The sequence below is a fragment of the Kiloniella sp. genome, assembly GCF_048270245.1.
Lineage (GTDB): Bacteria > Pseudomonadota > Alphaproteobacteria > Kiloniellales > Kiloniellaceae > Kiloniella.
This window is the reverse complement of the sequence record NZ_JBLWTH010000005.1, coordinates 14,080-38,135: the sequence shown is the minus strand read 5'-3', so window position 1 is coordinate 38,135 and position 24,056 is coordinate 14,080. Positions and strand designations below refer to the sequence as shown.

22 protein-coding genes are annotated in these 24,056 nt (G+C 46.7%); 13 read left to right on the top strand and 9 right to left on the bottom strand.

Features of this window, described 5'->3' with window-relative positions:
- The gene (gene uraH, locus ACN0W5_RS12435; RefSeq protein WP_417454417.1) at nt 1–354 is read right to left on the bottom strand and encodes a hydroxyisourate hydrolase; all 354 of its coding nucleotides are present in this window, start codon (nt 352–354) and stop codon (nt 1–3) included.
- A gap of 180 nt (nt 355–534) precedes the next feature.
- Nucleotides 535–1,467 carry a LysR family transcriptional regulator gene (locus ACN0W5_RS12430; RefSeq protein WP_417454416.1) on the bottom strand — a complete coding sequence of 311 codons (933 nt, stop codon included), beginning with the start codon at nt 1,465–1,467 and terminating at the stop codon, nt 535–537.
- A gap of 149 nt (nt 1,468–1,616) precedes the next feature.
- Between ACN0W5_RS12430 and ACN0W5_RS12425 the strand changes: the two genes are divergently transcribed.
- The 9 genes from ACN0W5_RS12425 (at nt 1,617) to ACN0W5_RS12385 (ending at nt 11,667) form a co-directional block, all read left to right on the top strand.
- Nucleotides 1,617–2,546, top strand: a complete 930-nt coding sequence (locus ACN0W5_RS12425; protein ID WP_417454415.1) for a LysR family transcriptional regulator — start codon at nt 1,617–1,619, stop codon at nt 2,544–2,546.
- A gap of 107 nt (nt 2,547–2,653) precedes the next feature.
- Complete coding sequence (uraH, locus tag ACN0W5_RS12420) at nt 2,654–3,001, top strand: hydroxyisourate hydrolase (protein WP_417454414.1); 348 nt, start codon at nt 2,654–2,656, stop codon at nt 2,999–3,001.
- A gap of 245 nt (nt 3,002–3,246) precedes the next feature.
- Entirely contained in the window at nt 3,247–4,590 is a 1,344-nt protein-coding gene (locus ACN0W5_RS12415; protein WP_417454413.1) for a uracil-xanthine permease family protein, read from the top strand.
- Nucleotides 4,591–4,612: 22 nt separating this feature from the next.
- Nucleotides 4,613–5,965 carry an 8-oxoguanine deaminase gene (locus ACN0W5_RS12410; RefSeq protein ID WP_417454412.1) on the top strand — a complete coding sequence of 451 codons (1,353 nt, stop codon included), beginning with the start codon at nt 4,613–4,615 and terminating at the stop codon, nt 5,963–5,965.
- A 95-nt stretch (nt 5,966–6,060) separates the two neighbouring features.
- Nucleotides 6,061–7,245, top strand: a complete 1,185-nt coding sequence (locus tag ACN0W5_RS12405; RefSeq protein ID WP_417454411.1) for a urate hydroxylase PuuD — start codon at nt 6,061–6,063, stop codon at nt 7,243–7,245.
- Between the two features lie 32 nt (nt 7,246–7,277).
- On the top strand, nt 7,278–7,793 hold the full coding sequence (gene uraD / locus ACN0W5_RS12400) for a 2-oxo-4-hydroxy-4-carboxy-5-ureidoimidazoline decarboxylase (RefSeq protein ID WP_417454410.1): 516 nt from the start codon (nt 7,278–7,280) through the stop codon (nt 7,791–7,793).
- Entirely contained in the window at nt 7,790–8,731 is a 942-nt protein-coding gene (gene puuE, locus ACN0W5_RS12395; RefSeq protein WP_417454409.1) for an allantoinase PuuE, read from the top strand. Before uraD ends, puuE begins: the two co-directional genes overlap by 4 nt.
- Nucleotides 8,732–8,878: 147 nt before the next feature.
- Nucleotides 8,879–9,397: an ureidoglycolate lyase gene (locus ACN0W5_RS12390; RefSeq protein WP_417454408.1), complete on the top strand. Its 519-nt coding sequence runs from the start codon at nt 8,879–8,881 to the stop codon at nt 9,395–9,397.
- 86 nt (nt 9,398–9,483) lie between these two features.
- Nucleotides 9,484–11,667 carry a malate synthase G gene (locus ACN0W5_RS12385; protein ID WP_417454407.1) on the top strand — a complete coding sequence of 728 codons (2,184 nt, stop codon included), beginning with the start codon at nt 9,484–9,486 and terminating at the stop codon, nt 11,665–11,667.
- A gap of 13 nt (nt 11,668–11,680) precedes the next feature.
- Here ACN0W5_RS12385 and ACN0W5_RS12380 read toward each other — a convergent pair whose 3' ends face one another.
- From ACN0W5_RS12380 to dgcN, 6 genes are all read right to left on the bottom strand, one after another.
- On the bottom strand, nt 11,681–12,820 hold the full coding sequence (locus ACN0W5_RS12380) for a hypothetical protein (protein WP_417454406.1): 1,140 nt from the start codon (nt 12,818–12,820) through the stop codon (nt 11,681–11,683).
- Between the two features lie 11 nt (nt 12,821–12,831).
- The gene (locus ACN0W5_RS12375) at nt 12,832–14,001 is read right to left on the bottom strand and encodes a hypothetical protein (RefSeq protein ID WP_417454405.1); all 1,170 of its coding nucleotides are present in this window, start codon (nt 13,999–14,001) and stop codon (nt 12,832–12,834) included.
- Between the two features lie 140 nt (nt 14,002–14,141).
- The gene (gene alr, locus ACN0W5_RS12370; protein WP_417454404.1) at nt 14,142–15,290 is read right to left on the bottom strand and encodes an alanine racemase; all 1,149 of its coding nucleotides are present in this window, start codon (nt 15,288–15,290) and stop codon (nt 14,142–14,144) included.
- 200 nt (nt 15,291–15,490) lie between these two features.
- Nucleotides 15,491–16,339: a D-amino-acid transaminase gene (locus ACN0W5_RS12365; protein ID WP_417454403.1), complete on the bottom strand. Its 849-nt coding sequence runs from the start codon at nt 16,337–16,339 to the stop codon at nt 15,491–15,493.
- A gap of 65 nt (nt 16,340–16,404) precedes the next feature.
- Nucleotides 16,405–17,385: an N-acetyl-D-Glu racemase DgcA gene (dgcA, locus tag ACN0W5_RS12360; RefSeq protein ID WP_417454402.1), complete on the bottom strand. Its 981-nt coding sequence runs from the start codon at nt 17,383–17,385 to the stop codon at nt 16,405–16,407.
- Entirely contained in the window at nt 17,382–18,380 is a 999-nt protein-coding gene (gene dgcN, locus ACN0W5_RS12355; RefSeq protein ID WP_417454401.1) for an N-acetyltransferase DgcN, read from the bottom strand. Before dgcN ends, dgcA begins: the two co-directional genes overlap by 4 nt.
- A 255-nt stretch (nt 18,381–18,635) precedes the next feature.
- Between dgcN and ACN0W5_RS12350 the strand changes: the two genes are divergently transcribed.
- Complete coding sequence (locus tag ACN0W5_RS12350) at nt 18,636–19,100, top strand: Lrp/AsnC family transcriptional regulator (protein WP_417454400.1); 465 nt, start codon at nt 18,636–18,638, stop codon at nt 19,098–19,100.
- An 18-nt stretch (nt 19,101–19,118) separates the two neighbouring features.
- On the opposite strand, the gene ACN0W5_RS12345 is transcribed toward ACN0W5_RS12350, so the two are convergent.
- A complete protein-coding gene (locus ACN0W5_RS12345; protein ID WP_417454399.1) occupies nt 19,119–19,871 on the bottom strand; it encodes a substrate-binding periplasmic protein in 753 nt (250 codons plus the stop codon).
- 309 nt (nt 19,872–20,180) lie between these two features.
- Between ACN0W5_RS12345 and ACN0W5_RS12340 the strand changes: the two genes are divergently transcribed.
- The 3 genes from ACN0W5_RS12340 (at nt 20,181) to ACN0W5_RS12330 (ending at nt 23,982) form a co-directional block, all read left to right on the top strand.
- On the top strand, nt 20,181–21,536 hold the full coding sequence (locus ACN0W5_RS12340; RefSeq protein WP_417454398.1) for an NAD(P)-dependent oxidoreductase: 1,356 nt from the start codon (nt 20,181–20,183) through the stop codon (nt 21,534–21,536).
- A 98-nt stretch (nt 21,537–21,634) separates the two neighbouring features.
- Nucleotides 21,635–22,942 carry an NAD-dependent dihydropyrimidine dehydrogenase subunit PreA gene (gene preA, locus ACN0W5_RS12335; RefSeq protein ID WP_417454397.1) on the top strand — a complete coding sequence of 436 codons (1,308 nt, stop codon included), beginning with the start codon at nt 21,635–21,637 and terminating at the stop codon, nt 22,940–22,942.
- A gap of 89 nt (nt 22,943–23,031) precedes the next feature.
- Entirely contained in the window at nt 23,032–23,982 is a 951-nt protein-coding gene (locus ACN0W5_RS12330) for a DMT family transporter (protein ID WP_417454396.1), read from the top strand.
- The last annotated feature ends 74 nt before the right edge of the window (nt 23,983–24,056 follow it).

The window sequence follows — 24,056 nt, the reverse complement described above, 5'->3', positions numbered from 1 at the left end:
TTAGCTCCCGCGATAGGTCGAATAGCCGAAAGGCGAAATAAGAAGGGGCACATGGTAATGAGCATCTTTGTCAGCAATTCCAAAACGGATTGGAATGATGTCAAGAAATAGGGGGTCGGGAAGGTTATCGGCTTGTGATTTTAAATAATCACCGGCCATAAATCTCAATTCGTATTGGCCGATTGTGAACTCGGCGTCGTCCAGCAATGGGCTATTGACCCGCCCATCATCGTTCGTTTGAACACGTTTCACAAAGTTACAGCTCGCACCTTCGTGCTTCCAAAGCTCAATGGTCATATTTTTAGCTGGTGTACCGCGTGCGGTATTCAATACATGTGTTGTCAGTCGCCCCATGCGACTTTACTCCCCTGAAAAAAATCACTGTTGTGAATTTACCGTCTTGTCTTGCACCGCTGGTTTCCAGCGTTTTTAACGAATACAAGCAAACGATTTTTATTATTTGAATAAGAGTATGACAGTGTTTGTGTGATCTAAAAAGAATAATGTTTAGATATCAGGGAGCTAAAAAAGGCATCAGATGATCAGATGTTTTTTCAGATAATCGACGGCAAATTTTTCAAACATCTGGGTCGCTGGCGAAGGGGTTCTGCTTGATTGCCTGATGAGCATTAAGCGATCCATCGGCAGGTCGTGATCTGTCAGGGGCAAAAAGGTCAGAGCTCCTGATTTCAAGTGATGCTCGATGCCTATGCGCGTTTGAAAGGCGATACAGCGGCCTTCCTGCGCCATTGCCGCCATAACTCGTAGTGAATTTGCTTCCAGAATTGGTTTATTTATTTCTCCCTTCATGTCGGTGCTATCTTCCATGGCTTTATCAAGGGCATGGCGAAGGCTGAGCCCCTGTGCTGGAAAGGCATAGGGGTGTTTAAAGCAATCTGCGAGACAAACCGTTTCTTGTTGGGTTAGCGGATGGTTCGGTGCCGCAATTGCGCCGACTTCAATGCTTTTTTCAAATCCAATCTCCAAACCATCCAGGGTAGAGGGATTATAGGTAAAGCCGAGATCAGCATCACGAGAATGAACCATTTCCGTTACTTTGTCCGCGACGGTTACGGTCAGAAAAGTTTCAATCGAAGGATACTGTTCTGAAAATTTTGCAAGTATCTTGGGCAGTAAATTCACGGAAACTGATTCCGCCGTTGCGATCCTCACGCGCCCGCGCTGCAGGCCGCGAAGTTCATCTATAACGCCCAAAGCATCTTCATAGTCTCTCAGTGAAACCTTGGTTTGCTTAAGAAGAACATTTCCGGCTTCTGTTAGAACCATTGCCCGTCCTGTCCGTTCAAAAAGAGGCATTCCAAGCGCTTCTTCCAGCATCAGAATTTGTCTGTTTACTGCTGATGAGGCGATGTTCAGTTCCCGTGCAGCAGCTCTGATTGACCCCGCCTCAGCTGTGGCTGCAAAATAACGAAAAGCAGTAGAGACAAAAGCATTATCAATGCGCATTAAACGGTCCGATAGTTTTATTAATAGTATTCATTTATAGGCGGTTTTTGTTGTGATGGTTTTGTCTTAGGCTATAAGAAAAGAAAATATTTTCAAAGGGATTGTCTTTAATTGATCTGAGATCTCTTGCTTTACAAAGGTAATGATCATTGAAAATTGAGCGTGCACATACATTGTATTCCCCAGCTTTACGGTACTTTGTTGCTGTGGCAGAGCATGGCTCAATTCGTGAAGCTGCTCGACAGCTCAACATTGCTTCGTCGGCTGTAAATAGGCAGATCTTGAGCCTTGAAGATGAGTTCGGCGTTCAGGTTTTCGAACGTGTAGGTCGTGGCTTGCGTATTTCCGAGGCCGGGGAAATATTACTTCAACATGCTCGAACTGTTTTGTCAGACTTTGAGGCTGTAAGCGAGCAGTTGGATGATCTAAGAGGGGTCAAACAGGGCATTGTCCGCGTTGCCTCGGTTGAATCGGTTGCTGATGCCGTATTGCCTGATTTGACGCAAAGCTTTCACGACAGTTATCCCGGTATCACGCTAGAGGTGACGATAACCAGTTCGGAAAAGGTCAGTCGCATGATTTCTTCGGCTGAAGCCCATATCGGCTTTACTTTCAATCCGCCTGATCAAGACAGCTTGCGTGAAATGGTAAGTTGGGAACTTAAGGTTGGTGCGGTTGTTGCGCCTGAACACCCGCTCGCCAAAAAAGACAAGTGCGCTTTTGAAGATTGTTTAAGGTATCCCTTAGCATTGCCAGCGGGGAACCTTTCGCTAGCCCGAATTATCGACGTACCGCTGAGCAAGTTAAAATCAAAGCCGAAGTCCTTTATCAAAGCCAATTCCCTCAGGTTTATGCGGTCCATGGCACGAAATGCAGAATACGTCAGCTTTCAAACCGTTCTGGGGATTGAGGTGGAAAGAAAAGCAGGCTTACTGGCGCATGTAGAACTTACGGATAAAGACATTCCTTGTGATCGGCTTGTGGTTTTAACCAACGCAACGCGCCAGCTATCCCTTGCTCCCTCTATTTTCGCTAAGCATGCCGAGGCTGCATTGAGAGATTATATCTCACTCAATTGATCACTTATTGGCATCAATATGATCTAAAAAGACTTCTTTTGCGTTCATGTGGACTGCGACATACTGCCTCACATAATAATGAAAAAGCACTTCAGGGTGAGGTAACAATGGGATTTTTAACAACACATGTGCTGGATACAGCATTAGGTGTCGCAGCTTCGGGGGTACGTATAGAGCTATTCCGGGGTGGCGAAACTATTCCATTACGGGATGTAACAACAAACGAAGATGGGCGTGTTGATGGCCCCATTCTGGAAAAGGAAGATTTTTCCAAAGGTAGTTACGAACTCCACTTTCATGCTGGGGATTATCTGAAAAGTAAAGGTCACGGCCTACCTGACCCGGCTTTTCTTGATGTGATTGTCATACGTTTCGGTATTGCCGAAACAGACCAGCATTATCACGTTCCCCTGTTGCTATCGCCTTATGGTTATTCAACCTATCGGGGGAGTTAGCTTTACCAACTCAATCCGATAGTTTCCGGGGTTTGCTTTTATTACCCATCATGTCAAAGCACACCCCTAACAAAGCCGGAATAAATAGTTGTTTAACTTGGTTTTTGCGTTAGGCGTGAAGAGAGAAGTGTAGATAGCCTACACGAACGATGAAGCAACCCATGAGATATTGGGAAAACAAGAGTTAAGTTAAACAGCTATAACAATAATAACCGGCTGGTTTATTTAACAGGGGGAAACCTGAAATGACTGAAGCAACCCACTCAAAAGACAGTGCGGAAACGGCGAATGCCGAGAATTTAAAAGACCCGAATTACTGTCCACCACTTAAGGAAGCTGTGCCACTTGGCTTGCAACATGTTTTGGCAATGTTTGCGGGTAACGTCACGGTGCCGATTATTATCGCGGGTGTTGCCGGGTTATCTGGTGGGGACAAAATATTCCTTATCCAGACGGCGATGTTTGTTGCGGGGATCGCAACACTTATGCAGACCATTGGTATTGGTCCGATCGGGGCGCGGCTTCCGATTGTACAGGGGACAAGCTTTGCCTTTATCCCCATCATGATCCCCATTGTAAAGACGGCGGGTCTTGGCGCTCTTTTTGCTTCAGCGGCTATCGGTGGTGTTTTCCACTTTATTCTCGGGACTTTTATTGGCCGTATTCGCGGTATTTTACCCCCTTTGGTAACGGGCATCGTCGTGCTTTCCATCGGCTTGGCCCTTATTCCCGTTGGCATAAAATACGCTGCGGGTGGGGCTGGTAAAGTGCCTGACTTTGGGGCTTTACATCATATCTTCCTTGCGACGCTGGTCATTGTTGTGACCCTCGGCGTGAAGTTCATGACCAAAGGTTTCCTTTCAGCTTCGGCCGTTCTTATTGGTTTGATTGTCGGATATATCGTTGCTATCCCGATGGGAATGATTGACTTTGGTCGTGTTGCTTCTGCGGGGTGGTTTGCTGTTCCGTCATTGTTGCAATACGGATTTGAAATCAATACAGCGGCCGTTCTGGGAATGCTTTTGGTCTCTGTAGTCAGTGCAATTGAAACTGTTGGTGATATCTCGGGTATTACAACGGGGGGTGCTGGTCGGGAAGCAACAGATAAAGAGCTTGCTGGCGGAACAATGGCGGATGGTCTGGGAACTGCTGTTGGTGCGCTTTTCGGGGCGATGCCAAATACATCTTATAGCCAGAACGTCGGGCTGGTTGCCTTAACGGGTGTGATGAGCCGACATGTGGTAACTTGTGGTGCAGTCTTTCTGATTGTCGCAGGTCTGTTTCCAAAGATTGGTGCAGTGATTTCGGTGATGCCAAATGCTGTTCTGGGCGGGGCATCAATTATTATGTTTGGCATGATTGCGGGCGCAGGGCTCAAGCTGTTGTCCATGACGGCTTTAACCCGTCGTGACATGGTGATTATTGCGGTTTCTTTGGGAATAGGTCTGGGCCTTAAATCTGTGCCCGAAGCTGTAGCCACTATGCCTGAAACAGCTAAAATCTTGCTAACATCGGGTTTGGTGCCTGCTGCATTCCTGGCAATTTTCCTCAACCTGATCTTGCCTAAAGATGCTTCTGACGAAGTGTAAACGACTTAACGAATAGAACGATATGAAAACTCTTTTGATTAAAAACGCACGGGTTCTTGTTACAATGGACGAGAACAAAAGAGAACTCAAAGATGGGTCTCTCTTTGCCGTGGATGGTGTTATTAAGGCTGTGGGGCCTGCTGATGAACTTCCCCGCGAAGCTGACACCACACTTGATCTCAGGGATCATATCGTTCTACCGGGCTTGGTGAATACGCACCATCATCTTTATCAATCCCTGACCAGAACTTTTGCACAGGATGAGCCGCTTTTCCCGTGGTTACAGTCGCTCTATCCCGTCTGGTCACATCTGACACCAGAGGCCATCAAGGTTTCAGCACAGGTGGGAATTGCCGAACTTTTGTTATCCGGATGTACAACCACCAGCGATCATCTTTATCTTTTCCCAAATGGCAGTCGTCTGGATGATTCTATTGAGGGGGCAATGGAAATGGGTATCCGTTTTCATGCCACGCGCGGATCAATGTCTGTGGGGGAAAGCGATGGCGGTTTACCGCCTGACAGTCTTGTGGAAAATGAAGCCGCGATTTTAAAAGATAGTCAGCGGCTTATTGAAACCTATCACGATGCGTCAGAAGGATCGCGCCTTCGTATCGCGTTGGCCCCTTGTTCGCCTTTTTCTGTTTCTCAGGATTTGATGCGGGAATCAGCGGTGCTTGCCCGTTCAATGGGGGTGGGACTGCACACACATTTGGCTGAAAATGTCGAAGATATTGCCTTCAGTAAGGAAAAGTTTGGTCTGACGCCCGGTGAATATGCACAGGAATTAGGATGGATTGGGGATGACGTCTGGCATGCACATTGCGTGCAGTTGAACCCGGACGAGATTTCTCTTTTCGCCCAAAGCGGGACAGGTGTTGCCCATTGCCCTTGCTCAAACATGCGCTTGGGGTCTGGCATTGCCCCGGTTCGGGAAATGTATGATGCCGGGGTAAAAGTCGGCCTTGGCGTTGATGGATCAGCGTCAAACGACAGCGGACATTTACTGGCAGAAGCAAGACAGGCGATGCTGTTACAACGTGTTAAACATGGTGCGCGCGGTATGAAAATCCGCGAAGCGATCGAAGTTGCAACTGTTGGCGGTGCACGTGTTCTTAACCGGAACGATGTCGGTATTCTGGCGCCGGGCTATCAGGCTGATTTTGCAGCTTTCAAACTGGACCCGCTTTACCATTCAGGGGCTGAACTGGACCCTGTTGCAGGCTTGATGCTCTGCACGCCAGCGAATGCGAACTATACTGCCGTTGGCGGCGAGTTACTGGTCACAGAAGGGAAAATTACCCGACTAGATATGCAGCCGCTTTTACAAAAACACAGAAACATTGCCATCGATCTCGCGAATAAAGCGCATTAGAACGCGCCTTAAGAAAGCGTAATAGATCTCGGCAACAACGAATGATAAAAACGCGCTATAGCGCGTGAAAATACGATCAGGAAGGATGAACAATCATGGAATCATTTGCAGCAGATTGGCTGAACCTGCTTTTTCGCTGGGCTCACTTGATTGCAGGTGTTGGCTGGATCGGAACATCCTTTTACTTCATAGGCTTGGACCTGTCTCTTCGCAAACGTGAAGGCTTGGATAAGGATGTTTATGGATCAGCGTGGCAAGTGCATGGCGGTGGCTTTTACAATGTCGAGAAATATCTCGTCGCGCCAAAAAAACTGCCTGATGATCTGGTCTGGTTCAAATGGGAAGCTTACCTGACATGGGTGACTGGTTTTGCGCTTTTGGTTGTTCAGTACTACTACAATGCGTCTGCCTATTTGATTGATCCGAATGTCATGGCGCTGGAACCGTGGCAGGCGATTTCAATCTCGGTTGCCAGTTTGATTGGCGGGTGGTTGATCTATGATGGCATCTGCCGTTCTCCCCTTGGCAAGAACACAGGCGTTCTGGCTGTTTGCCTCTTTATCCTGATTATGGCGGCGAGCATCCTCTTTAGTTATGTTTTCTCTGGCCGTGGTGCGTTAATCCATGTCGGTGCCTTTGTGGGTACGATTATGGCGGTGAATGTATTCGGAATTATTATCCCAAATCAAAAAAAGGTTGCCGCCGCTTTGATGCGTGGGGAAGAACCCGAAGCCCGATTTGGCATTATGGGCAAGCAGCGATCAGTTCATAACAACTATCTGACCCTGCCAGTTCTTTTGATGATGGTCAGCAACCACTATCCGATGCTGACGGGCCATCCACACAGTTGGTTGCTGGTGGCCCTGATCCTGATTATCGGTGGTGCTGTCCGTCATTTACTGAACCGTCACGAAGCTGGCGATACCTTCAAGCAGTTCGCATGGACCTTGCCTGTTGCTGGTATTGGCGTCATCGTTGCCATGATTATGACAGCGCCGGTGGAACGTGACTATGGAGGTAACACTGTTACTGATAGTATTGCGCTTGGGGTAATGGAAAAGCACTGTACCAGTTGTCATGCCGCTCAACCAACCAGTGACATGGTTGACGAAGCTCCCCAAGGTATTGAGCTTGAAACGATTGCGGACATGAAACGCTATCTCGATCGGATCAAGGCACAGGCTGTGGACAGCGATGCTATGCCGTTGGGGAATGAGACCGGCATGACAGAGGCCGAGCGGACCACGCTGGGTGCCTGGATCGCCCAAAATAAAGAGTGAATGCTGATAACCCTTATGTACGAGAACATTAAATGACAGATAGCTATTCACTGGAAACCGTAAATGCCATGTCACCCAAAGATTTCGCTGAAACCTTTGGTGATATCGCCGAGCATTCTCCCTGGGTTGCGGAGGGGGCGGAAAGCCATCGCCCTTTCCAAAACCGAGAGGAAATGATCACCTGCTTTGCGGACGTCATGCAATCAGCTAATGAAGAAACACAATTGGCGTTAATTCGCGCACATCCTGATCTTGCGGGAAAAGCTGCCTTATCGGGGGAGCTTACGGAAGATTCCAAAAACGAACAGGCGGGTGTCGGGCTTGATCAATTAAGTGAAGATGAATTCAAACGCTTTACTGATTTGAATAAACGCTATCTTGATCGGTTTGGCTTTCCTTTCATCTTTGCGGTGAAAGGGGCAACCAAATTTATGATACTCGATGCCTTTGTTGAACGTCTGGAAAATGATCAGGCCAAAGAGTTTGAAACGGCGCTGCAACAGATTGCGCGTATTATACGTTTTCGATTAGAGGATAGAGTAGGATGAGCAGTTCTGATTATTCCCCTAATGATTTAAAGATCTATCCGCGCGATCTTGTGGGCTATGGAGATGACAGACCAACAGTTGTCTGGCCGGGAAAAGCCCGTGTGGCGGTACAGTTTGTCCTCAATTATGAAGAGGGCGGTGAGAACTGTGTTTTGCATGGTGATCCGGCATCGGAAACTTTTTTATCTGAGATTATCGGTGCGGCTGCTTTTGACGGCGCGCGACATATGTCCATGGAATCAATATATGAATACGGGGCCCGTGCGGGTGTCTGGCGCATTCTGAAACTGTTCAGGGAACGCAATATTCCAATTACGCTTTTTGCTGTTGCCATGGCGATGGAACGTCATCCCGAAGTGATTGAAGCCGCCATGAAAGATGACCATGAAATCTGTAGTCATGGTTATCGCTGGATCAACTATCACGGCATGTCACGCGAAGAAGAACGCGAACATATGCAAAAGGCGATAGAAATCCAAAAGCGTATAACGGGCGAGCGTCCGTTGGGATGGTATACGGGACGGACATCGGAAAACACCCGTGCACTGGTCGCGGAAGAGGGCGGTTTTATCTACGATGCAGATGATTATTCCGATGATCTGCCGTTTTGGTCGCGCGTGGTGGATAAGCCGCATCTGGTGGTGCCCTATACTCTGGATACCAACGACATGCGTTTTGCTTCGGCACAGGGGTTTAACACAGGGGATCACTTCTTTACTTACCTGAAAGATGCTTTTGACACTCTTTACGAAGAGGGTGCAGATGAACCCAAAATGATGTCGATCGGATTGCATTGTCGCTTGATCGGACGTCCGGGGCGTTTTGCCGGGCTGAAGAAATTTGTTGATTATATTCAATCACATGATCATGTCTGGTGCGCGCGCCGTATTGATATCGCCAACCACTGGATTAAAAATCATCCAGTTACGGGGTCTTGATATTGTTAATAACCAAAGGTTCTCTAGCTGTTTAAATTTATTTTTGCTCAAGGCGTGAAGAGATAGATGTAGTTACTTGCTACATGAACGATGAAACAACGATAAGAAAAAGTTAAGATGAATAACTATAACAGAGTGGAAAATTCAATGACGTCAGATCTTGTCGAACTTCGCCCCGTTCCACTTACTGCAGAGGCCTTTGCCCCCTTTGGTCAGGTTATCGAAGCGGACCACGACAAAAGCTATCTGATTAATGAGGGAACGACCCGCCGTTTCCATGATCTGGCTCAGGCAGATGTAAAAGATGGTGAGGGCGAAGCTATCCTCTCTATCTTTCGGGGAACGCCGAGGCCCTTGCCGATTGCCCTATCCATGATGGAACGACATCCGTTGGGGGCGCAAGCCTTTGTGCCGATGCAGCCCGCATCGTGGCTGGTTGTGGTTTGTGAAGACGAAATCCCGACACCTGCGGGATGTCGTGCTTTTATGGCATCGGGAAGTCAGGGGGTTCAGTATGCCAAGAATGTTTGGCACCATCCCTTGCTGGTTCTGGCACCGACACAGGATTTCCTGATCGTGGACAGAAAAGGTCCTGCAGGCGAAGGAACAGCTAACTTGGAAGAATATTGGTTCGACGGCACAGGTGCTGTTCTGAAAATTCCTTAATACGCGCTTGGTAAAGCTGCCTTATACTAGGCCGTATATAATAATTTTTACTATTCAGATTAATCATAAGACTGGGACAGATAACAATGACTGATCGCATTAAGGTCGGCGCGCTACAAATAGATAAAACGCTGCATAATTTTATGAATAACGAAGCCCTGCCCGGAACAGGTGTTGCCCCGGATGATTTTTGGGCGGGTATGAACGATCTTCTTCTGGATCTGATGCCGGACAATGCAAAGCTGCTCGCCCGACGGGCAGAGTTACAAGGCCAACTAAATGACTGGCATCGAACCCACCCCGGCCCCATTACAGATCATGCGGCGTATAAATCATTTCTGGAACAAATCGGTTATCTGGTTCCCGAAGGCGCTGATTTCACCATTGAAACAGCAAATGTGGACGAAGAAATAACCTCTGTCGCCGGACCACAGCTTGTGGTGCCTGTCATGAACGCGCGTTATGCGCTGAATGCCGCCAATGCGCGCTGGGGAAGCCTTTACGATGCGCTCTATGGCACCGATGCGATCCCGGAAACGAATGGTGCGGAAAAGAAAGCTGGATTTAACCCCGTTCGCGGGCAAAAGGTCATTGATTGGGCCAAGAATTTTCTGGATCAGGCTGCACCGCTGAACGGTGGCTCTCATAAAGATGTTGTGTGTTACAAAATCGACGACGGCAAGCTGGTTGTGACACTGGAAAACGGTCAGCGTGCAACTCTTTCAGAGGGGGCTGAATACAGAGGTTATCGCGGTGATCTAAATACGGCCTTTGGTCTTTTGATCCGTCACAATGGATTACATCTGGAAATCTCTGTTGATCGGAAACACCCCATCGGCAAGACCGATCCGGCGGGTGTGGCCGATGTTATTGTCGAGGCTGCGCTTTCAACCATTATGGATTGTGAAGATTCCGTTGCTGCGGTTGATGCCGAGGAAAAGGTTGCTGTCTATCGTAACTGGCTTGGCCTGATGCGTGGCGACCTGTCCACGGATCTGCAAAAGGGCAGCAAAACCATCACCCGTCGATTGAAAGATGATCGAGTTTATCAGACAAATTCCGGTGAAAGCCTCACCTTGCAAGGGCGGAGCCTGATGTTGGTCCGCAATGTCGGCCACCTTATGACCAATCCTGCTATTCTGGTTGGGGATGACGCCCGTGAAGTTCCCGAAGGTTTGATGGATGGCATGATCACGGCGGTTATTGCCAAACACGATCTGCTGAAGTCTTCTGGTTCTAATGGCGCTTCATTACGCAACAGCCGGACAGGCTCTGTCTATATCGTAAAACCAAAAATGCACGGGCCTGACGAAGTAGCTTTTGCCGACAAGATTTTCACGAAGGTTGAAGATCTATTAGGGCTGAAACGTCATACCCTCAAAATCGGCATTATGGATGAAGAGCGCCGGACCACGTTGAATTTAAAAGAAGCAATCCGCGCCGCCAAACATCGGGTGTTCTTTATCAACACAGGCTTCTTGGACCGCACAGGCGATGAAATCCACACAGCCATGGAATCTGGTCCCATGATCCGCAAAGGTGATATGAAAAACGCCGCATGGATCAAGGCCTATGAAGACTGGAATGTGGATATCGGCCTTGCCTGTGGCCTCAGTGGCCGTGCGCAAATTGGCAAAGGCATGTGGGCCATGCCGGATCTGATGGCGAATATGCTGGATCAAAAGTCCGGACCCCCCCAAGCGGGCGCAAACACGGCTTGGGTGCCATCCCCCACAGCGGCAACCCTGCACGCCACCCATTATCACGATATCAACGTCTTTGACCGTCAAAAGGAGCTGGCGCAAAGAGAGCGTGCTTCGCTCAACGATTTGATCTCAGTCCCCGTTGCCAAAGACACCAACTGGTCACCTGATGAGGTACAACACGAATTGGATAATAACGCCCAAGGCATTCTGGGCTATGTTGTCCGCTGGGTCGATCACGGCGTCGGCTGTTCCAAAGTCCCGGATATCAACAACGTCGGCCTGATGGAAGACCGCGCAACCCTGCGCATTTCCTCCCAACACATCGCCAACTGGCTCCACCACGGCATCTGCACCGAAGCCCAAGTCATGGAAACCATGAAACGCATGGCAAGCGTCGTCGACGGGCAAAATGCAGATGATCCAGCCTACAAGCCTATGGCCGATGATTTTGATGCTTCAATCGCCTTCAAGGCCGCCTGTGATCTGGTCTTGAAAGGCGCTGTACAGCCGTCCGGATATACCGAACCAATTTTGCATGGGAAGCGGTTGGAGTTGAAAAACTAAAGTTTTAAACCTTTTATACTCTTGGGTATGAGTAGGTGGACAATAAGCCAGGTATAATATCTATTAGCTCTTTCACAACATGGTCTAGGTTTGTTCTAGCAATTTCAGGAAAATCTCTATACTGATGAAATATAAAATTTCGAATTGGGTATAGGTATTCGTGAAACTCTTTTCCTGGCTCTCTGTCAAGATGCCTTAGTAGCTGATTACAATTTTCCTTTAATGCTTCTAATTCTGACTTTGTAGTCGTGTAGTCGTCGATTAAAAGTGATAAACGCTTTTTCTCTTTTACTGATTTATTTATGTTCTCCAAAACGTCTTTTACTTTTCCTGAATCAGATCTAATTTCAATAAGCTTATCTACTAAAGCATTTTGCTGATTTTGAAAAATATCATCCATCAATAACTCTATTATTTGATATAAAAAGAAAAATTGAAAAAAAGAATTTTTCTCATATGCAAAAGATGAGTTAAGTAACTCGCTAACTAGCTGATAATTTTGTATGTTTTCAGATATTGGTGTGATGAATATAGATTCTAGATTGTGAGGATCAGAAGTGAGCCAGATCGTATCTGGGCTATTAGAGGTTAATTTTACATATCCATGTTTGATTAAACTGGGGGAGGCTTTGTCTATGTCAAACTCTACTTGATTTTCAACTAAAGTTTCTTTGCTAATTATCAATATTACCGTATTTTTGTGGAATATATCACTTAGGTTAACTCTTCCTGATGAATCGCATGTTGCGAGGTGCATATAAATATCAGGACTAGCATGTATTATTGCTTCTTCAATTGCTTTATAAGCATACTTTAAAAAATGTGGGTTTTCTGAATAATCGTGTTGATCGGAATCTAATGAATTTGTTGGTATGAGCCATCCAACTCTTTTTTTGTCTCTGGGGTCATTAGCTGTATAGATTTGAAATATTTCGTTCTCTTTAATATCCTTTTTTGTTAAAAAGTGAATTTCAAAATCTTTTTCATTGAAATCTGTATCTAATTTAAGCGGACTTGTTATATATACCTCATCTTTATTGTCAGGTAATTCAGGATCAATCGTCTGATTTGTTAAGATAAATCCTTTGTCGGTGTCATACCTGGAATAGGTATATTCGATAGAATCACTGTTTATCTTTAGAAGAACTGACACTGTCGATAACCTTACATGTATTGGGCTTTGTATTTTTGTAATGCAGAGGTTGCAGATGATTTCAGATTGCAATAAGCATCTGAGTCTTTATTAAACAACTCTCTAAAGTAAAAAGTAAAAAACATTCTCTGAGCGTTACCTATTTTGTTGGTGTTATTTTTAAGCCACAACAGTGATTTATTTATCTCTTCTAGAAAATCCTCTGGATCATCTACTTGTATTTTTGCGATTTCTTGATTTAGTTGGTCTAAATCAGTAAAGATTTTAAAATCTATTAGCTTTCCAGATGCAGCCCCAAAACCAGATACAGCCTGGGGTCTTTTAAAAATTTTTAAAAAATTCTTTCCAAAAGGTGCTCCAAATTCATCGACAAAATCTTGCCCAATTTCTGAACCGTTGCATAAATCTTCTCCTGTCAAAATGAAGTTGTTAAGAGACTTTACAAATAATTCAAATAAATCATTTCCTTGATTTTCCTTTGAAAGTTTGTCTAAACTACTAATGTTTTCAAGAATATCAGCTTTATCTAATGGAAGAGCATCTCTATCTAAGTAGGCATTAAAGCCTTCAATGATATCTTTGAAATTATATTGATTGGAGTTATTGACCATACCTCCGTCGGCTTCTCTGACAAACTCAACGCCTTTAACACCATCTAAGGCATAATCAAGATAAAGTATTTCGATTTGTTGGCGTAATGACATAGGAGTTTGACCTGTGTTCAGGGTTAACATCCGATATAAAATACCAAGTCGATTAATCCCTACGTATACTTCTACTCTTATTTTAATATTTTCTAACTTATTAAGGTCATCTTGGTTGTCAGAACTTCTAAGTTCGTTTAATAAATCGATTATTGTATGAGTTCTTTGGAGGCCATCAAGTATTACTAAGTGATCTTTCTCTTCTATTAGCTTCTTTTCAAATTCGTTATCATCACCTAAATCGCTGTGTTTTGTATTCGTAGTGAGAGCTAATACAACAGGCGGAATTACACATTGTTGAAGAATATCCTGTTTTAATAGAGCATAAACAGTTTTTGATGAACGAACTCTACGTCTTTGAAATTCATTTTTTTGTAAAATATCTTTTACTAATTCCTCGTACTCTTTTATTTTCATCTCTATAAGCATATTTGATGCATTTATACGTAAATCTTCGAGAACGGAGGTTATTTGCATGGATGACCTTGTAGGAAGCTGTGGTTTTATTATAAAATTACGCTTATCAAAAATATATATATTAGAAATACAATCAAGATAAAATACGACTATAGGCCGCTTTATTTGTGGAAATTATCTTTTTGGTTGTGTTTTTTGTCTCAAACATACTTCCGCACCGCCCGCCCACTCACGCGTGTAAATAGTTCATAGGCTGACGTTCCGGCCATGGCGGCGGCGTTTTCGACGGGGCTGTGGTTGCCGAATATTTCGACCATGGAGCCGATTGCGCGGGCTTCTTTGGGGACGGTTGTCAGGTCGATGGTGATCATGTCCATGGAAACGCGACCAAGAATTGGGGCTTTGTAGCCGTTGATGCTGACTTGGTGGCCTTCTTTGCTATCGGGTTTGAACAGCGCACGCATGACGCCGTCTGCATAGCCGCAAAGGATCACGCCGATGGTACTGTCTCGGTCCAGTTCTGTTGCACCGTAACCCACAGCTTCGCCAGCTTTGAGATCTTTAACTTGTGCCAATGGCGCGGCAAAGGTCGCGACGGGTTTCAGACGCGATCCCTGATTTTCGTAATAGTGTGGATCATGCCCGTAGAGACCGATCCCCGGACGGACGAGATCAAAGTGGTAGTTTGGGCCGAGGAAGATTCCGGCGGTGTTCGCAAGGCTGGCTGGCGTGTTCGGGAATTCGGCACGAATGCGTTTGAAGGCTTCTAACTGTTGTTGATTATGCTCAGATTGCTGTTCATCTGCGCTGGAAAGGTGGCTCATGATCAGCTTGAGATCCAGTTTGTTGAGCCGTGACCGGTTGCTCAGAAGCTGTTCGAGGTCCTGCGTTGATAGCCCAAGGCGATTGATCCCGGTTTCAAAATGTAATGCAGCAGGTGCAGCCGTGTTGTTGGCTGTAATCCAGAGGTCAATGCCATCGAGATCATAGAGGCATGGGATCAGGTGATATTCCCGCAGTAAATCGGCATCAAGGCTGAGATAGGGGGACAGCACATAGATTGTTGCCTCGGGGAACAGGGTGCGTAACTTTACGCCTTCGCCGACCAGTGCAACAAAGAAGGTCTTGCATCCCTCTGCCCAAAGGGCCTCAGCCACGCGTTCGTACCCCATACCATAGGAGTTGGCCTTGAGAACACCAGCGCAGATGCTGCCACCCTGCTGTATAGCATTGCGCAGGGTATTAAAATTCGAAACCAAAGCGCCGAGATCAACGGTTAACTGTGGACTGGTGCCTGAAAATTCGGCGGACGGGGATTTGGTCTGTAACTGTTTTTGGGACTGGATCATGCTGCTGGCTCTGTTTTTACTCTCGTCCCACTTATTTTATCTTCGTCGTTGCTTCATGGCACAGGTAGATGTTTCTACATTGTACTCTTTGCGCCGAGTGGAAAAGCGAGTTGGGAAGAGTATAGGGGCTGCAACAGTTGAGTGCAGCCCCTATAATTAACTTATTATGTTGTTCGTGTCTTTTAACTGGGTCGTTATTTTTAACTGGCGAGTGCTTGCTTGATGTAGAGCTGACGCAAACGCTTGGTTAATTCACCCGGTTTGCCATCGCCAATTTTCTCACCGTCCAGTGAAACAACAGGTGTCACAAAGGTGGTGGCAGAGGTTACAAAGGCCTCGGCGGCATTGCGAACTTCATCCAACGTAAAGGGGCGTTCTTCCACTTCCATATCGGCTTCGTTGGCAAGTTCCAGAACCGCGCGACGGGTAATACCGTGCAGGATTTCATTGCCCAAATGACGGGTAATGATCTTGCCTTCTTTGCTGATGATATAGGCGTTATTGGAACTGCCTTCGGTCACAAAACCATCTTCGTACATCCACGCATCGTCTGCACCGGCAACCACGGCGGCCTGTTTGGCGAGGGCAGGGGCCAGAAGGCCAACGGTCTTGATATCCCGACGTTGCCAGCGAATGTCTTCGACAGAGATCACAGACAGACCACGTTCCGCAGATGGGCTGTTCAACAGGTTCTTTTCCTGTGTGAACATGACCAGTGACGGCGTAGCGTCTTTCGGGAAGGCAAAGTCACGATCTGCGGCACCCCTAGTGATTTGCAGATATAACCCGCCTTCTTTCAGGCCGTTTTGTTTGATCAACTCGTTCTGAATGGTCACGATTTCATCCATGGAAACCGGGCTGGTCATCTGTAGCTCATCCAGTGAACGCTGAAGGCGGATAAGATGTGCCTGATTGTCGATCAGGCGGCCTTCCAATACGGTGGAGACTTCATAAACGCCATCGGCAAAAAGAAATCCGCGATCAAAAACGGAAACCTTGGCATCTTCTTCGGGCAGGTAAGACCCGTTTACATAAACTGTTCTGCTCATAACTTTTGTTCCAAATTTTCGCCCTGCAGGGCCTTAATCCCAGAGGAGTTTAACCCTATAGGGTTTTAACCCCAGAGTGCTTTTTCAGGCGCGGCGATTTCAACACCCGTGAAAACCAGACCGGGTTCACAATCTTCTGCCAACAACAATGGCGCATCCAGATCAACAACCTTGCTTCCTTGGGCAACAACCATCGCCGGAGCCATAGCAAGGGAAGACCCCAGCATACAGCCGGTCATGATTTCAAAGCCGAGCTTTTCTGCTTCGAGTTTCATGGCAAGGGCTTCGGTCAGACCGCCGGTTTTATCCAGCTTGATGTTGATCATGTCGTACTTGCCAACCAGCTTGGGCAGGGATGCACGATCGTGACAGGACTCATCGGCGCAGATTGTAATCGGACGATCCAGTTCCTTGAGCAGGTCATCATCACCCGCAGGAAAAGGCTGTTCGATCATTTCCACGCCCAGCTTGACCAGTTCAGGTACAATTGCGTTGTAAACCTCTTTGGTCCAGGCTTCATTGGCATCAACGACGATACGGGCTGTTGGATGGCCTTTGCGGACCGCTGCAACACGGGCCAGATCACCTTCGCCGCCCAATTTGAGCTTTAGAAGCGGCTTGTCCTGATTATCACGGGCATCCTGTTCCATGGTTTCTGGATCAGACAGGGACAGGGTATAAACCGTCGTCGCGGGTTCCATAGGGATACCAGCGATTTCCCAAGCCCGTTTGCCTGTCTTTTTGGCTTCCAGATCCCAAAGGGCTGCATCAACAGCAAAGCGCCCGGCACCTGCGGGCATTGCGGTTTGCAGTTCTGTGCGTGTCATTCCTGCTTCGAGCGCGGGCAGTATTTCGTTGATCTGTGCGGTCACAGATTCAACGGACTCACCATATCTGGGGTAAGGAACGCATTCGCCCTGTGCTTTGATGCCGTCTTCTTCGATATAAACGTTGAGAACGACAGCTTCGGTTTTTGATCCACGGGAAATGGTAAAAGACCCGCGGATTGGCCAAGGCGTTGAAGAGATTGTTACTTTACGGCTCATGACAGGTTGTCCACGATGGCGGCAACCCCTGTGCGGACAGGATCAACAGTCGGCAGGCCGAACTCTTCTTCTGTTTTGGCCAGATAGGCTTTTGCTTCTTCGTCGCTTAGCTTTGATGTGTTGACCGCGATACCGACAAACTTAGCATTTTTGTTGGTCAGTTTAGCCGCAGCAAGATTTGCTTCCATGCAATCTTTGATGGATGGCAAACCAAAGTCTGGCAGGCCGCGCATGTGTGTACGTGTTGGTTCGTGGCAAAGCACCAGTGCATCAGGCTGTGACCCGTGGATCAGGCCAAGTGTCACGCCAGCGAAAGAGGCATGGAACAAAGAACCCTGACCTTCGATGATATCCCAGTGATCGTCATCGTTGGCTGGCGCGTGTGTTTCCACAGAACCAGAAATAAAGTCAGCAGCCACGGCATCAACGGAAACACCATCACCCGTGATCAGGATACCGGTTTGACCTGTCGCGCGGAAGTCAGCCTTAACACCACGGGCGCGCAGTTCTTTTTCGATGGCGAGGGTGGAGTACATTTTACCACAAGAACAGTCTGTTCCCACAGCAAGCAGGCGTTTACCTGAACGTTTTGTCCCTGCGGCAACTGGATAGCTGCGGGAAGGGTGGCGCACGTCATGGATTTCACGGCCAAGACGTTTTGCGGCTTCAGCCAGTTCGGGAACATCGGCAAGTTTGTTGTGAAGACCTGCGGCCAGATCAAGGCCGGCTTCCATGGCTTCGATCAGGGCAGCTACCCACGTTGCATCGATAACACCACCCCGGTTGGCAACACCGACAACCATGCTTTTCGCGCCATTAGCAACGGCTTGTGCAGGTGACATGTCGGTCAGCCCCAGATCAGCGTTACAGCCATCAAGACGTAATTGTCCGACACAGTTTTCCGGGCGCCAGTCTTTAATACCTTGGGCTACCTTGGCGGCAAGGGGATCAGCGGCATTGCCGAGGAAAAGAAGATAAGGTGTTTTAATGCTCATACTTGTTACTCCCTCATTGCATCTTGTTTGGGATGCAAGGTTATTGTTCTTGTGCTCTGGTGTCTGTCCGTTGATGACAGTCAGCGCGGTTTCTGGAAGCTATTTTGTATAGTCTTACCAGTTAGGGCCAGTTTTGGTCAATTTTGCGAATATTATGACAAGATTGAACTCGAAATGTTTCCTAAATTTTAGTATATGTGGTTTTAATTTTGGAATATAATTTCATATTACAATTAAAATGAAGGAAATTATTCGATGGACAAGATTGATGCGAAAATTCTTACGGCTATACAGAAGGATTGCAGAATGCCAATCGCCAGCTTGGCTGATGCGGTGGGGTTATCGCCTTCGGCGTGTCATCGGCGCGTTAAGCTTTTGGAGGCTGGGGGGCAGATTGCGGGGTATGTCGCACGGTTAGATCCCAAGGCTTTGGGCTATTCGATCGAGATATTTATGGAAATAACGCTAACTTCGCAAAGTGAAGAAGCTTTTGATAAGTTCGAGACGGCGGTAAAGGCCACGCCAGAAATATCTGAATGTTATTTTATGGCGGGGCAAGCGGATTACTTAATGCGGATCGTCGCGAAGAATGTTGCGGACTATGAACGTATCCACAGATCAGCACTGTCCCGGTTACCGGGGGTGGCCCATATGCAATCCAACTTTACCTTGCGAACAGTCCGTCCATGGCGGGGATATCCTGTGGGGGATAATCTTTAAGGTTAATGACGAATAACGTTACTGATACTTGTCGTGTATACGGGCCATTGTGCCATCATCATGCATGTCTTGGATGGCTTGCCCGATTTTTGAGAGAAGGGCTAGATGCTTTGATTTTCGTGACACAGCAAAATAAAGCGGAACCTCGACGTTGGGGGTGTAGGCTGCTTTTTCCAGTTTCGTTTTAAAGCCTTTGGTTAGGACTTCATAAGATGCGTTAGGGTCTGTGCCGACATAAGTGTCAATTCGATTTGAATTGAGCATGGGTAATAGTCGTTGCTCTTTGGCAACCTCGACCTTTTGGATGGCTGTGTCCTTGTTAAAGGGATCAAAATAGTGCGATTTAGAGACATATCCGACCCTTAATTTATAAAGATCATCATAGTTTCTTAGGGTGTCCGCTTCGCCTTTTCTGACATAAAAAACAACAGATACAGCAGAATAGGGCGGCGAGGAATATGACAGGTATTTTTCGCGTTCATCATTCTTGGCAATCCCGGAGAAGAGATCCAAAGCGCCACTTTCCAGTTCCAACAAACATCGTTTAAAGGGACAAACTCTTGGCTGTAGGGTTACGCCCAAACGCTTTTCAAGTTCTAGGCCTATATCATAGTTAATCCCATAAATTTGGGACTGTTCTGTCATCCCATAGGGTGGCCAATGGGAAATACCATACTTGATAATCTCGTCTGCGGTGACAGGTTTCTGAAGCAGTAAAGAACACAATAAAGAGCTCAGAATACTTAATATGCGATATTTACTTCTAGTCATGAACATTTGGTTTTGCCTTTGACTGTCAGCAAGCAATTAGATTGTAGCATACAAGTGTTAATCATCAGACAATAAAATTTAAGGCTACTATTGATCGTAATGAGGATTTTAAATTTCCTACTTATCTTGTTGTAAATAATAATAAAACCTTGAGTGTTTAGGTGAAAAATTTATCAAATGATAAAAAAAATTGACGGGCGTTATGATTTTACCTTAGAATTATACCAAACAGGGATAGATACCACCCCATAAGAGGGCGGATCTAACGTCAAAAGTATAATAATTATATATACGTCAGGGAGATTTTGGATGAGTACCAACGCCGGTAGTCGGCCCGATATCCAGTCTAGCCGTCTTGAAGACGAAGACTATAGCAAGAACTTTAGCGATATCCATCCGCCACTAAGTAAGCACGAGGCCTTTGTCGAAGCAGACCGCTGTTATTTCTGTTATGACGCACCGTGTACTGTCGCATGCCCGACTTCTATCGATATTCCCATGTTCATCCGTCAAATTTCTGCTGATAACCCCAAAGGATCAGCAAAGACGATTTTTGAACAGAATATCCTTGGCGGCATGTGTGCCCGTGTTTGTCCGACTGAAACCCTGTGCGAACAGGCTTGTGTTCGTGAAGAAGCAGAGGGCAAACCCGTTAAAATTGGTTTGCTACAACGTTATGCAACAGATCACCTTCTCGAAGATGGGGATAAGATCTTTAAGCGTGCTGCCTTGACAGGTAAGCGGGTTGCTGTTGTCGGTGCTGGTCCGGCGGGACTATCTTGTGCACACCGTTTGGCGATGCATGGGCATGATGTGGTGGTGTACGATGCCCGTGAAAAGGCTGGTGGTCTGAATGAATATGGCATTGCTGCTTATAAGTCTGTCAATGATTTCGCCCAAAAGGAAGTTGAATTCTTGCTTTCTATCGGCGGTATTACAATTGAAAACGGCAATCGTCTTGGCGAGACAATCTCCCTTGCTGATCTAAGACAGAATTTCGATGCTGTTTTCTTAGGCATGGGCCTTGCGGGAATTAATGCTCTGCGTGCCGAAGGGGAAGACCTTGAGGGTGTTCTCGATGCGGTTTCCTATATTGCTGATCTTCGTCAGGCACAGGATTTGTCGAAAATCTCTGTTGGTCGCAAAGTTGTTGTTATTGGTGGCGGTATGACCGCGATTGATGTCGCTGTTCAAACCAAGCTGCTGGGTGCTGAGGAAGTAACCATTCTTTACCGTCGTGGTAAAGAGCAGATGAATGCCAGTGAATACGAGCAGGAACTGGCACAAACCAACGGTGTTACCATTCGCCATTGGGTCAAGCCAAATAAACTGATTGGTGAAAATGGCAAAGTTGTTGCCATTGAATGTGAATATACTGAAAACAAAAACGGTTCTTTGTCTGGTACTGGCGAAACGCTGACCTTAGAAGCCGACATGGTCTTTAAGGCTATTGGTCAGAACTTTGTCGCGGCGCCGTTGAACGGATCTGCCGAAGCAATTGAACTGGATAGTGGTCGTATCAAGGTGGATGACAATCGCCGTACCAGCCTGGGCAATGTCTGGGCCGGGGGGGATTGTATTGCGGGTGGTGAAGACCTCACCGTCGCAGCAGTAGAGGACGGAAAGGTTGCTGCCGAAGCAATCAATGACGTGCTGAGCGCTTAACACAGTCGCTCGCTACTGCTTATCCCTTTGGGGAATATCGATAATGACTTTTCTGATGTTCCCGCTCTTACGACACTCCTTATTTAAGGAACAAGATTATGGCTGATATTAGTTGCAATTTCCTTGGTATTAAATCTCCGAACCCTTACTGGTTGGCATCTGCACCGCCAACGGATAAAGAATATAACGTCGTCCGTGCCTTCGAAGCTGGTTGGGGCGGGGTTGTCTGGAAAACCTTGGGCGAAGGCGATCCCGTTGTGAACGTCAATGGTCCGCGCTATGGTGCGATCCACGGACCTGATCGTCGCCTGTTGGGGCTTAATAATATTGAGTTGATCACAGACCGTTCGCTTGAAACCAATTTGGAAGAAATCACCCGGGTCAAAAAGAACTGGCCTGACAGAGCATTGATTGTCTCTTTGATGGTTCCATGCGAAGAGCAAAGCTGGATTGACATTCTAAAGCGCGTTGAAGAAACAGGCTGTGATGGCGTCGAGTTGAACTTTGGCTGTCCACACGGCATGTCAGAGCGTGGAATGGGGGCTGCGGTTGGGCAGGTTCCTGAATATGTTGAGATGGTAACACGGTGGTGTAAGACACACTCTGATCTTCCGGTTATTGTTAAACTAACACCGAATATTTCTGATATACGTCAATCTGCACGGGCTGCTCATCGCGGGGGGGCGGACGCGGTTTCTCTGATCAATACCATTAACTCGATTGTATCTGTTGATCTTGATGCAATGGCACCTAATCCAACGGTTGATGGCAAGGGAACGCACGGTGGGTACTGCGGCCCTGCTGTAAAGCCAATTGCGCTGAGCATGGTTTCCGAAATTGCCCGTGATCCGGAAACACAGGGATTACCTATTTCGGGTATTGGTGGCGTTACCACGTGGAAAGATGCGGCCGAGTTTATGGCGTTGGGGTCTGGTTCTGTACAGGTTTGTACAGCAGCAATGACCTATGGCTTTAAAATTATAGAAGAACTGAATGCCGGATTATCCAATTGGATGGATGAGCAGGGGTATGACAAGCTGGATGACTTTGTTGGCCGCGCTGTTCCGAATGTGACTGACTGGCAGTATCTGAACTTGAACTATATTGCCAAAGCCAAGATTGATCAGGATGCCTGTATTAAATGTGGCCGTTGTCATATTGCTTGTGAAGATACGTCGCATCAGGCCATTACTTCAATGGTTGATGGTGTACGTAAATTCGAAGTGATTGATGAAGAATGTGTTGGCTGTAATCTTTGCGTCAGTGTGTGCCCTGTGGAAGATTGTATTACCATGGAACAAATGACCGAAGGCAGTGATCCGCGGACCAACAAGCCTATCGATCACGATTATGCAAACTGGACAACACATCCCAATAACCCCTCTGCGGCGAAAGCAGCAGAATAGATCTGGTAATTTTTATCTGACGCGTTATCTTTCGCGGCCTGATTTTTTCGGGCTAGAAAAGAATTATCGAGCCATTAAAGGAAGATAGCGTGTCAGTTAGATCTAATCCGGAAGCGTCAGCGCTATCCTCAAACTCTGATAATCAGACATCAAATAATCGAACAGCGCATGGTGCCATGTTGCTGTTCATCTTTTTTGTTAGCACTTCTTTTCCTGTCGGGTCAGCGATAACGCATGCTCTTGATCCAAGTGCCCTGACATTTCTACGGTTTGTTATTGCTTCCAGTGCTTTTGGTCTATTGTTGTTGGTCAAAAAACAACGGCCGTGGCAGAGATCGGGGTCGGGGCCGCTTTTACTTCTCAAATACTTTTGGCTCGGTTTTCTGCTTGTTGTGTTTTTTATCACCATGTTCGAAGGTCTTCGCTGGGGAAGTGCGGTTAACTTGGGGGCCGTCTTTACTCTTATTCCAATGATGACTGCTGTTATTGCCTTCTTTTTGTTGGGGCAAAGAACAACTATTCGTCTGTGGGTGGGCCTGATTATCGCAGCTCTTGGGGCGATCTGGATTGTTTTCGGGGGCAGTATCGATAATCTACTCAACTTTTCTCTTGGCAAGGGAGAGCTAATTTTCCTGGTTGGATGTTTTAGTTACAGTGCCTATTCGCCGTTTGTCCGCAAATATCATGGTGGTGAAAACCTTTTGGTGCTGACGTTCTGGACTCTTATTGCCGGGATGATTTTACTGGGTATCTATGGGTTTGATCAGATTCAAACAAGCCCTTGGGGACAGCTTGATTGGACTATTTATGCCGCAATTGTTTATCTTGCGATATGTAACACAGCTTTTTCTTTTTATCTGCTGAAGTTTGCAAGCTTTCGACTGCCCGCAGCAAAGGTCATGGCCTATACTTTTCTGACCCCTGCTATTGTCCTTGTTATTCAAAGCATTATTTCTGGTTCTGTACCCGATATTAAGCTGATTATTGGTGTGGTTATTACGGCATCTGCAATGATTTTCTTGCAACGAAGTGCTGACTGACGGCTAGGGCTCGACCCCAGAAAATAACCCCAGAAAATAACCCCAGAAATCGACCCTAAAAGACTTGATAATTC